12 protein-coding genes are annotated in these 12,914 nt (G+C 71.4%); 8 read left to right on the top strand and 4 right to left on the bottom strand.

Annotated features, from left to right (window positions below; genetic code table 11):
- Positions 1-86 precede the first annotated feature (86 nt).
- The 5 genes from PQS31_RS03255 to PQS31_RS03235 all read left to right on the top strand — a co-directional run bounded on the left by PQS31_RS03255 (position 87) and on the right by PQS31_RS03235 (position 7,832).
- Complete coding sequence (locus PQS31_RS03255; protein ID WP_272761232.1) at positions 87-1,115, top strand: efflux RND transporter periplasmic adaptor subunit; 1,029 nt, start codon at positions 87-89, stop codon at positions 1,113-1,115.
- A gap of 6 nt (positions 1,116-1,121) precedes the next feature.
- Positions 1,122-4,226, top strand: coding sequence for an efflux RND transporter permease subunit (locus PQS31_RS03250; protein ID WP_272761231.1), 3,105 nt, complete (start codon positions 1,122-1,124; stop codon positions 4,224-4,226).
- Entirely contained in the window at positions 4,223-5,737 is a 1,515-nt protein-coding gene (locus PQS31_RS03245; RefSeq protein WP_075077144.1) for an efflux transporter outer membrane subunit, read from the top strand. The genes PQS31_RS03250 and PQS31_RS03245 overlap by 4 nt, the downstream gene beginning before the upstream one ends.
- 168 nt (positions 5,738-5,905) lie before the next feature.
- The gene (locus PQS31_RS03240; RefSeq protein ID WP_272761230.1) at positions 5,906-6,736 is read left to right on the top strand and encodes a DUF4349 domain-containing protein; all 831 of its coding nucleotides are present in this window, start codon (positions 5,906-5,908) and stop codon (positions 6,734-6,736) included.
- Between the two features lie 145 nt (positions 6,737-6,881).
- Entirely contained in the window at positions 6,882-7,832 is a 951-nt protein-coding gene (locus tag PQS31_RS03235; protein WP_272761229.1) for an aldo/keto reductase, read from the top strand.
- Between the two features lie 178 nt (positions 7,833-8,010).
- Here PQS31_RS03235 and PQS31_RS03230 read toward each other — a convergent pair whose 3' ends face one another.
- Together PQS31_RS03230 and PQS31_RS03225 are read right to left on the bottom strand one after the other, a co-directional pair.
- Positions 8,011-8,907 (bottom strand): MBL fold metallo-hydrolase, encoded by an 897-nt coding sequence (locus tag PQS31_RS03230; protein ID WP_272761228.1) that lies wholly within the window; start codon positions 8,905-8,907, stop codon positions 8,011-8,013.
- Between the two features lie 8 nt (positions 8,908-8,915).
- Positions 8,916-9,212, bottom strand: coding sequence for a hypothetical protein (locus PQS31_RS03225; protein WP_272761227.1), 297 nt, complete (start codon positions 9,210-9,212; stop codon positions 8,916-8,918).
- 109 nt (positions 9,213-9,321) lie between these two features.
- Here PQS31_RS03225 and speG point away from each other — a divergent pair, with 109 nt between their 5' ends.
- Positions 9,322-9,894: a spermidine N1-acetyltransferase gene (speG, locus tag PQS31_RS03220; protein WP_272761226.1), complete on the top strand. Its 573-nt coding sequence runs from the start codon at positions 9,322-9,324 to the stop codon at positions 9,892-9,894.
- Between the two features lie 9 nt (positions 9,895-9,903).
- On the opposite strand, the gene PQS31_RS03215 is transcribed toward speG, so the two are convergent.
- The gene (locus PQS31_RS03215; RefSeq protein WP_272761225.1) at positions 9,904-10,422 is read right to left on the bottom strand and encodes a GNAT family N-acetyltransferase; all 519 of its coding nucleotides are present in this window, start codon (positions 10,420-10,422) and stop codon (positions 9,904-9,906) included.
- Between the two features lie 5 nt (positions 10,423-10,427).
- Positions 10,428-11,381, bottom strand: coding sequence for a peptidylprolyl isomerase (locus PQS31_RS03210; protein ID WP_272761224.1), 954 nt, complete (start codon positions 11,379-11,381; stop codon positions 10,428-10,430).
- 120 nt (positions 11,382-11,501) lie between these two features.
- Here PQS31_RS03210 and PQS31_RS03205 point away from each other — a divergent pair, with 120 nt between their 5' ends.
- Both PQS31_RS03205 and PQS31_RS03200 read left to right on the top strand, forming a co-directional pair.
- The gene (locus tag PQS31_RS03205) at positions 11,502-11,876 is read left to right on the top strand and encodes a PadR family transcriptional regulator (RefSeq protein WP_272761223.1); all 375 of its coding nucleotides are present in this window, start codon (positions 11,502-11,504) and stop codon (positions 11,874-11,876) included.
- Positions 11,873-12,814: a sensor domain-containing protein gene (locus tag PQS31_RS03200; protein ID WP_272761222.1), complete on the top strand. Its 942-nt coding sequence runs from the start codon at positions 11,873-11,875 to the stop codon at positions 12,812-12,814. The genes PQS31_RS03205 and PQS31_RS03200 overlap by 4 nt, the downstream gene beginning before the upstream one ends.
- Positions 12,815-12,914 lie beyond the last annotated feature (100 nt).

The raw sequence follows: 12,914 nt of genomic DNA, 5'->3' as shown, positions 1-12,914 counted from the left end.
ATCCGTGAACGGGACTTCGGCGACCCTAGGCGTCCTGCCGCACGTCGGCCTGCCCGGGGTGTGTGGCGTTGCGAGTCCGTGTCCTGTTGTTACTGAGCGTGCTGCTGGCGGCCTGCAGCGATGCGCCCGACGCCCCGCCGCCGCCGCGCCCGGTGATCGTCCAGCCGATCGAAAGCGCGTCCGCCGACCGCACGCTGCGCCTGCCCGGGCGAGTGGAGGCCGCCGAAGGCACCGAGCTCGCGTTCCAGGCCGACGGCCGCATCACCCGGTATCGGGTGAGCGACGGCGAACGGGTCGAACGCGGTCAGGTCCTGGCCGAACTCGACGACACCGACTACCGCCTGCAACTGGGCGAGGCCGAGGTCGCCCTGCGGACCGCCGAGGCCGATGTCGCCCGCCGCCGCGGCCTGCGCGACGAAGGCATCCTCGCGCCGGCCGCGGTGGAACAGGCCGAGGCGCAGCTCGCGAGTACGCGCGCGAACCGCGATGCCGCGGCGCGCCAGGTGGGATTCACCCGGCTGCGCGCGCCGTACGCGGGCGTGGTGGTGCGCCGCCTCGCCGCGGCCGGCGTGGTGGTGCCGGCCGGCGAACCGGTGCTGCGGATGCAGGATGCGGACCTGATCGAGGTCGTCGTCGACGTGCCCGAGCGCGACGCCGCGCGCCTGGCGTTCGGTCCCGCACTCGTCGCCCGCGGTCGCGTGCTCGCGTTGCCCGAACTGCCGCCGATGGTCCTGGCCTACCGTGAACATGCGACCGCGCCGGATGCGCAGTCACGCAGCTATCGCCTGGCGCTGCGCGGTGCGCCGCCGCCGGGTGCCAACGTGCTGCCCGGCATGGCGATGCAGGTGGCGATCGAAGACCCGGCGCCCGCCACGCTCGCGGCCGGCCAACACCGTGTGCCGGCGAGCGCGGTGCTGAGCGCGGCCGACGGGCAGGCGGTGGTGTGGACGGTGGGCGAGGACGGCGCCGCGCAGCCGGTGCCGGTGCGGGTGCACGCGATCGAGGGCACGCAGGCGCGCATCGAAGGCGAACTTGCGCCATCGGCGCAGGTGGTCGTCGCCGGGGCACGCCTGCTGCAGGCCGGGCAGATCGTCGAACCGCGCACCCGGCGCTGAACCGGCATGGAGATCGCGCGTTACGCCATCCGCCACCCGGTCAATGTCTGGCTGCTGATCCTCGCCTGCCTGGTCGGCGGCGTGTTCGCCTATTTCAATCTCGAGCGGCTGGAAGACCCCGAGTTCACGATCAAGGAAGCGGTCGTGACCACGATCTACCCCGGCGCCAGCGCCGAACAGGTCGAGCGCGAAGTCAGCGACGTGCTCGAAAGCGCGGTCCAGCAGCTCACCCAGCTCAAGCAGGTGCGCACGACGTCGCGGCCCGGCTATTCCGAGCTGCGGGTGGAGATCCTCGAGCGTTATTCCAGCGAGGAGATTCCGCAGATCTGGGACGAGTTGCGGCGCAAGATCAACGACACCGCGCCCAGCCTGCCGCCCGGTGCGCAGGCATCGGTGGTCAACGACGATTTCGGCGATGTCTTCGGCCTGTACTACGCGATGACCGGCGACGGCCTCACCCGCACCGAGCTGCACGAGGCCGCCAAGACCCTGCGCCGCGGCCTGCTGCCGGTGGAGGGCGTGGGCAAGGTCGAGATCGCCGGCGCGATCGAGGAACGGTTCGTCGTCGAGATTCCGCAGGCGCGCCTCGCCGCGCTGCGCATCGCGCCCGAGGAGATCGCCGGCGCACTGGCCGATGCGGAAACCGAACTGCACGCCGGTGGGCTGCGCAGCGAGGACCTGTACCTGCGCGTCGCGCCCGGCGGCGCCTTCGATACGCTGCAGGCCCTGCGCACGTTGCCGGTGGGGCGCGGCGATGCGCGGGTGACCCTCGGCGACATCGCGCAGATCCGCCGCGAGTTCGCCGAGCGGCCGGCCCAGATCATCCGCCACGACGGGCGCGAGGCGCTGACGCTCGGCGTCGCCGGCCTGCCGTCTGTGAACATCGTCGACGTGGGCGAGGCCGTCGACGCGGCCCTGGCGCGGCTCGAGCCGACCCTGCCGCTCGGCGTCGAACTGCATCCGATCTACCAGCAGGCCGATGTCGTCGACGCGGCGGTGACCAGCTTCGCGATCAACGTGGCGATGTCACTGGGCATCGTGATCGGCGTGCTGTGTCTGGTGATGGGCTGGCGCGCCGGCGTGATCATCGGCAGCGTGCTGCTGCTGACTGTCGGCGGCACGCTGGTGGCGATGTATCTGCTGGGCCTGCAGCTCGAACGCGTGTCGCTGGCGGCGCTGGTGATCGCGATGGGCATGCTGGTCGACAACGCTGTGGTGATCTGCGACGGCATGCAGGTGCGGCTGCGCCAGGGGCACTCGGCGATGCGCGCGGCGCGCGAGTCGGTCGGGCTGACGCAATGGTCGCTGCTCGGCGCGACCATCATCGGCATCCTCGCGTTCGCCGGCATCGGCCTGTCGCAGGACACCACCGGTGAATTCCTGTTCTCGCTGTTCTCGGTGATCCTGATCTCGCTGCTGCTCAGCTGGGTGCTGGCGATCACCGTGGTGCCGCTGCTGGGCTACTGGTGGCTGGCGTCGAAGGACGCGCGCGAGCGCGACGCCGAAGACGGACGCGACGGCGACGGCGATGCGGGCGACAGCCCCTACGAGGGCAGGTTCTACGACCGCTTCCGCGGGGTGCTCGATGCGCGACTCGGTCGTGCCGGCCTGACCGTGACCCTGGCGACACTGCTGACCATCGGCTGCGTCGTCGGATTCGGCTTCCTGCCGCAGTCGTTCTTTCCGCCCGCGTCCACGCCGATGGCCTTCGTCGACATCAACACCCGCCAGGGCAGCGACATCCGCGCCACCGACGCCGCGGTGCGCGAGGTCGAGGACTATCTGGCCCAGGAGTTCCCCGAGGTGCGCAGCCGGGTCGCGTTCGTGGGGCAGGGCGCGTCGCGCTTCATGCTGACCTACGCGCCGGCGATGCCCGACAGCGCGTTCGCGCAGGTCATCCTGCTGGTCGACGACGCCGACGTGCTCGAGGACATGCTCACCCGCCTCAATCGCGAAGCTGTTGAGCGCTTCCCCGAGCTGCGCGTGCACGCGGCGCGGCTGATGTTCGGCGGCGCGTCCGAGGCGCGCGTCGAGGCGCGCTTCAGCGGTCCCTCGGGCGAGACGCTGCGCGAGATCGCGGCGCGTGCCGAGGCCATTTTCCGCGACACGCCGATGCTCGAGAACGTGCACCACGACTGGGGCGAACGCGAGCTCGTGCTACGGCCGCGGCTGGATCTGCAGCGCATGGCCGAGGCCGGACTCGGCCGACAGGACATCGCCCAGGCGCTGACCATGGCCACCGAAGGCGTGCCGCTGGCGGTGCTGCGCGAGGGCGATGCGCAGCGCCAGGTGCTGCTGCGCGCGCCGGACGACGAGCGCCCTGCGCCGGAAGGCCTGCTCGATCGCCTCGCCTGGAGCGCGGGCGCGACGGCCTACGTCCCGATCGCCCAGGTGGCCGATCGCGTCGACGTGGTGCAGGAGGACGCCGCGATCCAGCGCCGCGATCGCGTGCGCACCATCGCCGTGCAGGCCGAGCCGGTGGTCGGTGTGGAGGCGAGCGACGCCCATGCCGACATCCGCGAGGCGATCGAAGCCATGCCGTTGCCGCCCGGCTACACCCTGACCTGGGGCGGCGAATTCGAGAGTTCCGGCGATGCGCAGACGGCCCTGATGCGCACGCTGCTGCTGCCGTATCTGGGCATGATCCTGGTGACCGTGCTGCTGTTTTCCCGCGTGCGCCAGCCGGTGGTGATCTGGCTGGTGGTGCCGATGTCGATCTGCGGCGTGACCATCGGGCTGGCGATCTCCGGCCAGCCGTTCGGCTTCGTGGCGCTGCTCGGTCTGCTCAGCCTGACCGGCCTGCTGCTCAAGAACGCGATCGTGCTGGTGGAGGAGATCGACCGCCGGATGGCCGAAGGCGGCAATGGCCGCGCCGCGATCGTCGAAGCGACGACGAGCCGCCTGGTGCCGGTGACGATGGCGGCCGGCACCACGGTGCTGGGCATGGTGCCGCTGCTGTTCGACGATCTGTTCGCATCGCTGGCCGTGACGATCATGGGCGGTCTGGCGTTCGCGACCGTGCTCACCCTGGTCGTCGTGCCGTGCCTGTACCTGCTGGTCTTCAAGGTGCCGCGCGACGACGACCGCAGAACCGCGGAGGCACGCGCATGAAGATCTCCAGGCTCGGTGTCCTCGCGGCCGCGCTCGCGCTCGCCGCCTGCAGCACGCCGCCGGTGCGCGAGCGGCCGCCGCTGCCGGCGGCCTACTACGCGCCCGCGGGTGATGCCGCGCGGCCGGCCGATCCGGCGGCGCTCGCATACTGGTGGCGCCAGTTCGACGATCCGCTGCTGGCGGAACTGGTCGAGACCGCGCTGGTCCGCAGTCTCGACCAGCAGGCGGCGCTGGCCCAGCTGCGCATCGCACGCGCGCAACTGCGGCAATCCCGCGCGGCGCTGCTGCCGCGGCTCGATCTCGGCGGTCAGGCCAGCCGCCAGATCATCAATACCGATGCGCTGGCCGACACGCCGCTGGGCGAGGAATTCGATGTCGGCGGCGACGTCAATTTCGACACCTGGCAGCTGGCGCTGCAGGCCGAGTGGGAAGTGGATCTGTTCGGCGCGAACCGGCTGCGCCGCGATGGGGCCGGGCGCCAGGTGCAATCGGCCGAGGCACAGCTGGTGGCGGTGCGCCTGGGCGTCGCGTCCAATCTCGCGCAGGGCTACGTGCAGGCGCGCGCGCTGCTCGCCCAGCGTGCACTGCTCGACGAAGGCGTGCGCATCGCGCGCGAGGCCGAGCGTGTCGCCGACGGGCGCTTCCGGCTGGGCGAGGTCACCCGCCTGGATGTGGAAGCCGCCGGCGCGCAGCGCGCGGCGCTCGAAGCGCAGCGCGGCGACATCGACGCCGGTCTCGCCGAAACCGCGTTCGCGCTGGATACGCTGATCGACCGGCCGCACGGGACGGTGCTGCAGCGCCTGGGCGACGGCACGCGCGTGCCGATGGCCGATGCCGGGATTCCGCGCGGCCAGCCGATGGATCTGTTGCGCCGGCGACCCGACGTCATCGCCGCGGTCGCCGGGCTGGAGGCCGCCGAACTGGCGGCGCTGGCCAGCCGCCGCGACCTGTTCCCCAAGCTGGGGGTCAGCGCGGCGCTCGGGCGCAGCGGGGTCGCGATCGGCGATCTGTCCGGCGCTTCGGACCTGCGCTCGCTCGCCGCGCAGCTCGGGTTTCCGTGGCTGGACTTCGGCGCCAGCCGCGCGGCGATCGATCTCGCCGACGCGCAGGCCGACGCCGGCTTCGTCGAGCTGCGCCAGGCGCTGGCCACCGCATTGCAGGAGGTCGAGACCGCGACCGCCCAGCTCGCCGCGCGCGGGGCCCAGCGCGCCGCCCGTGGGGAGGCGCTGTCACGCGCCGAACGCACCCGGGCGATGGCCCGACGCACCTACGAGGTGGGCTTGGCCAATCTCGCCGACCTGCTCGATGCCGAGCGCGCGTGGCTCGACGCACGCCAGCAGGCGCTCGACACTGAGCGCGCCGTCGCATTGGCACAGATCGCGCTCTACACCGCGCTGGGCGGTGGCTGGCGTGCGCCGGACGCCGCCGCGCCGCAGGAGGCCGCGGTACGCGACACCATCGAGTCCGTGCCCGATCGCATCCGCGCACCCGCGTCGCCCGCTGGCGATTGAGTCGCCGAGAGGCGGACGCCCGGATGCGCGTTCGCCGCAGCGGCGGCGTGGCCGAGGATCCACCCGTGCGCCGAAGCACGCGCCTCGCGCTCCGCTCGCGCCGTGCGGGCCGGAGGCCGATCGACTAGGCTCGCGTGTCCCGCGACCCCGCGGTAAGGAGCGATGACGATGCAGAGAGAACCCGCAGGCGGCGGCCGTCCGACGTCGACTACGGCGCCGCGCGCATGCGCACTGGCGGTCGTCGCGTGGGGGCTGCTGGCGAGCGGATGCGCGCCGCCGCCCGGCGAGTTCGGCGGCGGCGCGGCGTCGGGATCCGCCGGCGCACCTGCGGACGGCGACGCGCTGCTGGCCTACGAGCACACGGTGGGCGTGGAGCTGGCGTCCGAGGCGATCGTGCCGCGCCTGCAGGCCATCCAGACCGCCTGTCGCGACGCGCGTTTCGGGGCGTGCACGCTGCTCGAAGCCCAGCAGTCGGCCGGCGACTGGCCGCGCGCGCGGGTCGTGCTGCGCATGGCCCCGGCCGGCATCGAACCGATGATCGCGCTGGCCGGCGAAGACGGTGACGCCGGCGAGCGCAGCACGCGCACGGAGGATCTCGCGGTCGCCGTACGCGACACCCGCACCGCACAGGACCGTCTGGCCAGGGAACTGGAGCGCCTGCAGGCCTTCGAGGGACGACCAGGGCTGTCGGTGGCCGACATGATCGCGCTCGCCGAACGCATGGCCGCGACCGAAGCGCAGATCGAGGCCGCGCAGCGCGAGGCGGCCCAGCAGCGTCGACGCATCGACACCCAGTTGCTGACCGTCGACCTGCGCGCGCGCAGCGGCGCCGGGGGGCGCGGTGAAGTCGCGCGCGCAGTCGCTGACATCGGCGACACGCTCGCGATGGGCACAGCCTGGACCATCCGCGCCGCGGCGTTCCTGTTGCCGCTGGGCCTGGTGCTGGTGGCGGCCGGCGCGGGCCTGCGCACGTGGTGGCGACGCTGGCGCCGGGCCTGAGCCTGCGCCCGGACCTGCGCGGTTGTCGGGGGCGGAGGGCTGGGGCAGACTCGGATGGCCGCGGCCCGGCCGCCGGCACCCGATGCGCGCTCATGCGCCGCCCCTGGCGCAGGCATCGCCTGCGCCTCGCCTCCAGGAGAACGCCGTGGTCACTCGTCGTGATGCCCTGAAACTCTCGCTCGGTGCCGGTCTGGCACTCGCCGCCCCCAAGTTCGCCTTCGCCGCGCCGGCCGGCGCCGCGATCACCCGCGCGATTCCGTCCAGCGGCGAACGCCTGCCGGTGATCGGCCTGGGCAGTTCGGCCACGTTCTCGCGCGCCGCGGGCGACGATGCGGCGTCGCTGTCGGACGTGCTGCGCACCCTGATCAGCGAGGGCGGCAAGGTCTTCGACACCGCGCCGAGCTACGGCGAGTCCGAAGCCGTGGCCGGCCGCGCCGTGCAGCAGCTCGGCATCGCCGACGAGGTGTTCTGGGCGACCAAGGTCAACGTCGCCGGCCGCGAGGCCGATGCCAAGGCCGATCCGGACCGCGCGCGTGCGCAGCTCGACACCTCGTTCGAGCGCCTCGGCCGCACTGCGATCGATCTGATCCAGGTGCACAACCTCGGCGACATTCCCACCCAGCTGGGCCTGCTCAAGGCACTGAAGGCCGAGAAGCGCGTGCGCTACATCGGCGTCACCTCGACCAGCAAGCCGGCCTATCCGAAGCTGATCGAGACCATGCGCAACGAACCGCTGGACTTCATCGGCGTCGACTACGCGGTCGACAACCGCGACGTCGAGGAGACCATCCTGCCGCTGGCCGCCGAACGCGGCATCGGCGTGCTGGTCTATGCGCCGTTCGGCCGTACCCGGCTGTGGCAGCGCGTCGCCGACCGGCCGGTGCCCGACTGGGCGCAGGATTTCGACGCGACCACCTGGGGCCAGTTCTTCCTCAAGTTCGTGGTCTCGCACCCGGCCGTGACCTGCGCCACCCCGGCCACCAGCCGCGTCGCCAATCTGGTCGACAATCTCGGCGCCGGCCGCGGACGCCTGCCCGATGCCGACCAGCGCCAGCGCATGATCGAACTGATCGAGGGTCTGCCGGCGGCGAGCTGAGGCAGGTTCGAGTCACTGTTGTCATCCCCGCGTCGGCGGGGATCCAGCGACTTCTGGCCTGCAATGCCAGATGCTGGACACCCGTCTGCCCGGTCCCGCGTGAGCCGCGGGAACGACGGCCGGGTGGAAGGGGTCAGACCGCCTTCGATCCGTCCGTCCCGGGCGTCGCCTGCAGCGGTCACCCCGCCGGCGGGGTGAACCGGCCCAGCGGAATGCGCAGGTAGCGCCGGCCGTTCGCCTCGGGCTCCGGCAGGCGGCCGCCGCGGATATTGACCTGCAATGCATGCAGCATCAGGGCGGGCAGCGGCAACGTGGCGTCACGCGCCTGCCGGGTCCGGACGAACGTCGCCTCGTCGACATTGCCGGCCAGATGGATGTTGCGCGCACGCTGTTCGGCCACCGTGCTCATGCAGGCCGGATCGCGACCGTCCTTGCCGTAATCGTGACCGACGAACAGCGCGGTGTCGTCGGGCAGGGCGAGGATGCGCTGCAGCGTGGCGTAGAGCTGGTGCGCATCGCCGCCCGGGAAGTCGGCGCGCGCGGTGCCGCTGTCGGGCATCATCAGCGTGTCGTGGACGAAGGCGCTGCTGCCGATCAGATAGCTGATCGAGGCCATCGTGTGGCCGGGCGAGAACAGCACCCGCGCCTGCAGCGCACCGATGGCGAAGGTGTCGCCGTCGGCGAACAGCCGGTCCCACTGGCGGCCGTCGGTGGCGAGATCGTCGAGGCCGTAGAGGTCCTTCCACAGCGCCTGCACGCCGGTCACCCGCTCGCCGATCGCCATCGGCGCACCCAGGCGCTCCTTGAGGTACGCCGCAGCCGAGAAATGGTCGGCATGCGGATGCGTGTCGAGTAGCCACGCAACCTCGAGCCGCTCGCGTTCGACATGGGCCAGCAGGGCGTCGGCATTGGCGGTCGCCACGTGGCCCGCCTTCTCGTCGAAATCGAGCACCGGGTCGATGATCGCGGCCTGGCGGCTGGCCGGATCGGCGACCACGTACTGGAAGCTGCCGGTCTTCTCGTCGTAGAGCGAGTGGACCAGCGCGTCGTCGCGCGGGTGGTGCTGCCAGCGCATCGGGTCCCTCAGCCTTCCTCTTCGGTCTCGAATTCGACCACGGCGTCGAGATCGAAGGCCAGTGCCTCGACCGCTTCGCGCACCTTGCGCGCGGTCGCCTGGTTGCCGACCTCGACCTCGATTTCGTGCATCTTCGGCCCGGCGACATCGCTCAGGCCGGCGGAGCTCGAATCGGCGTCGTCCATGTGCGGCATGAGGTCGTCGATCTCCTCGACGTGCTCGATGCCGTCCACGCTGGACAGGAGATTGATCACCGCGCGGGCGGTGTCGTCGCTGCCGGTGAGGCGGATGCGGAGCATGGGCATGTCGGGGTCCTTGGCGCGGAAGTTGGCGTGCAGGCTAGGCAGCGCACTGGAAAACTGATGTGACGATGCCTGCGCCGTTCTGTCATGCGCCGCGGAGTAGGCTGCGCGCATGAATCCCGCCGATCCCGACGCGCCCCGGGCGCCCGATTCCGCCGACGTGCAGCTGCGCCCGCTCGAGCGCGGCGATCTGCACTTCGTCCACGAACTCAACAACAACCGTGCGGTGATGAGCTACTGGTTCGAGGAGCCGTACGAATCCTTCGTCGAACTCGAGGAATTGTTCCGCAAGCACATCCACGACCAGAGCGAGCGTCGCTTCATCGTCGAGGACGGCCACCACACGCGGGTGGGCCTGGTCGAGCTGGTCGAGATCGACCACCTGCACCGGCGCGCCGAGTTCGCGATCATGATCTCGCCCGCGCACCAGGGCCGTGGGTATGCGCGGCCGGCGACGGCGCTGGCGATCGCCTACGCGTTCCGGGTGCTGAATCTCTACAAGCTGTTCCTGCTGGTCGACGTGGACAACGCCGCGGCGATCCACGTCTACGAATCCCTGGGCTTCCAGCGCGAAGGCCTGCTCGTGGACGAGTTCTTCAGCGACGGCCGTTACCGCAGTGCGATCCGGATGTGCCTGTTCCAGCACCAGGCGCTGGGCAGCGACGACAGCCGCCGCGACGCCTGACTGGGCATCTCATTCCGGGCGCACGCGTTCGAACATCAGCGTGGTCGAGTCGCCGTACACCGCGGGCCCCGTCTCGACGTAGCCGAGCCTGGCGGCCAGCCTGCGTGACGGCGCGTTGTCCGGATCGATGATGCAGACGCTGCGCCCGCCGAAGGGCTGGGCATCGAACCAGGTGTGCATCGCCTGCGTGGCCTCCAACGCGATGCCACGGCCGTGGGCGTCGCGTACGAACACCCACGCGCCTTCGGGCGAGGCGGCGAACGCATCGCCGAGGCCGCGACGGAAGTCCGCGAAACCGGCGCCGCCGATACAGCGGCCGGTCTCGCGCTCGATCACCGCGAAGATGCCGAAGCCGAACGCGGTCCAGTGCCCGATATAGCGCAGCAGGCGGTTCCAGATGTCCTCGTCGCTGGGCAGGCTCGAGGTGATGTACCGCATCACCTCGGGGTCGCGGATCATCGCGCGCAGCGCGTCGAAATCCTCGATCGCGTGCGGGCGCAGCAGCAGGCGTTCGGTCTCGATCCGCACCGTCCTCAGCCTGCGGGCGGCGTGCGCACCGGCACCGTGATGTTGCACAGGTCGATGTGGCCGGCCGGCTGCAGGTACCAGTCGTCGCGCCGGTTGCGGCGCGATTCGACCACGGCGTCGAACAGCGGTGTGTCGGTGCGCAGGACCTCGATCGGCGTGCGCTCGGCGGGCGGCACCTCGGACGCGAGCCGGATCGCGCGGATCGGCGCGCGCTGCGCCGGATCCTCGTAGAAGCCGAGCGGGCCGGTGCCGCGCGGCAGCACGCTGAGCAGGTCCATGCCCTGCAGCACGCGGCCGACGACGGTGATGTTGCGGTCGAGCTGGCGCGGCGACTGCCCGGTCACCACGTAGAGCTCGGTGCCGTTGCTGGAGTCGGGCGCCATGTCGCGGCCCGCGCCCAAGGTGCCGTAACAATGCGCGAGCCACGCGCGGCCGGTTTTCGGATCACGCGCGGCGGGGAAGCCGTCGGCGAAGCCGGTCTCGGCGGCCCAGCCGTCGGGGTCGGGCAGGGCGTGGAAGGCGAGCCCCGATGCCGCGCGGTCGAACTCGGCCGGCAGCGCGGCGCGGGCGCTGCCGATCGACTTGCTGGGCGCACCCTCTTCGGCGATGTCGCCGAACTGCACGACGAAATTGTCCTGTGCGCGGTACAGCGTGAGTCCGTCCCAGAAGCCCTCGCGCGCCAGCGTGCGGATGTTGGCGACGTGCTGCGGCGCGAAGCCGGGCGCGAGTTCGATGATTACGCGGCCGCCGGCGACGTCCATGTACAGCGTGCTGTCCGGGTCCGGCGTGCGCCAGTCGGCGGAGGTCGAGGCATCGAGCAGCGCCTGCGTGGTGCGTCGTTCCACCGGCGGCTCCTCGGACGCCGCGGCGCGTGCACCGGTGCAGGCCGGCAGTCCGGCGAGCACGGCGATGGACAGGGCAAGGGCGAGCGGCGCGGCGCGGGACGGCGTGGTCGGCATGGAGGCATCCGGCGAGTCGGGAGCACGATTGTGGCCGAGTCCGACGCATCGCATGACTAGCGGCACATCCGCTATACCGAAGTCCGCACTAGTATCGACCTCGACCTAGCGGAGGTGGCCATGGCCGACATCCCGGACGACAGCGAACTGCAACTGCGCAAGTTCCAGAAGGAGCTGAGCGCGGGCACGGTGTCGCTGGCGCTGCTGGCGGTGCTGGGGCGCAGCGCCACGCCGATGTACGGCTACCAGATCGCCAAGCGTCTGGAATCGCTGGACGGCGTGCTGAGTGGCAAGCAGAGCGCGCTGTACCCGGTGCTGCGCAACCTCAGCGCGGCCGGTCTGCTCGACAGCCACACCGAGCCGTCCGCGGCCGGGCCGCCGCGCCGCTACTACCGCATCACCGAGGCAGGGCGGATCACCCTGCAGCAGTGGACCGCCGCATGGCGAGCCACGCGGGATTCCGTCGACGCCGTCCTGGAGGGGATACGCGAATGAACACCAGCCACCTGCCCACGAGCATTCCCGCCTATCTCGACCAACTGCGCCGTGCACTGGCCGGCGCCGACCGGGCCCTGGTCCAAGATGCGCTCTACGACGCCGAGGAGTACCTGCGTTCGGAACTGGCCGAGCAGCCCGGCAGGTCCGAGGCCGAGGTCATCGCCTCGGTCGCCTCGAGCTACGGCGCCCCGGACGAGGTGGCCGAGATCTACCGCGACACCGAGGTCAAGGTTCAGACCGCGCTGCGCCCGCCGGCACCGGCGCCACGCACGTCGCGGGTCGGACGTTTCTTCGGCGTCGCCGCCGATCCACGCACGTATTCGTCGCTGTTCTACATGGTGCTGTCGCTGGCGACCGGCATCTTCTACTTCACCTGGGTGGTCGCCGGCTTCTCGCTCTCGCTGGGTCTGGTGTTCGTGCTGATCGGCATTCCGCTGCTGATCCTGTTCTTCGGCTCGGTGCGGGTGCTGTCGCTGGTGGAAGGCCGGCTGGTGGAAGTGATGCTCGGCGAACGCATGCCCAGGCGCCCGCTCTATGCCGCCCGCGGCCGAAACTGGCTGCAGCGCATCGGCGACATGTTCACCGACGTGCGCACCTGGAGCACGCTGCTGTACATGCTGATGATGCTGCCGCTGGGCGCCGTGTACTTCTCGGTCAGCATCACGGCCTTCTCGCTCGCACTGAGCCTGGTGGCGGCGCCCCTGGCGGCGTGGACGGGGCTCGCGGCGGCAGGCGTGACGACGTACGGCTGGACACTGCTGAGCTGGTCGGACGGCAGCGGCCTGTCGACGTCGATCCCGCTGTGGGCGACGCCGCTGGCACTGGCGGCCGGGGTGCTGCTGCTGTTCGTGAGCCTGCACCTGGTGCGCGGCATCGGACGCGTGCATGGCCTGGTCGCCAAGCATCTGCTGGTGCGCACGGCGCAGTACAGCTGAGACGGGGCGACGCGGCGGCCGCGCGCCGCCACGGGACCTGCGCGATACGGCGCGGAGCCGCGCCTGGTCGCGGACGACCCGCTCACCGTCAGCCACCGAC

The sequence above is a fragment of the Luteimonas sp. BLCC-B24 genome (genome assembly GCF_028550595.1).
In the GTDB taxonomy this organism is placed as follows: Bacteria; Pseudomonadota; Gammaproteobacteria; order Xanthomonadales; family Xanthomonadaceae; genus Luteimonas.
Note: the sequence above shows the minus strand (reverse complement) of the source record. Positions and strands in the feature narration are given on the sequence as shown.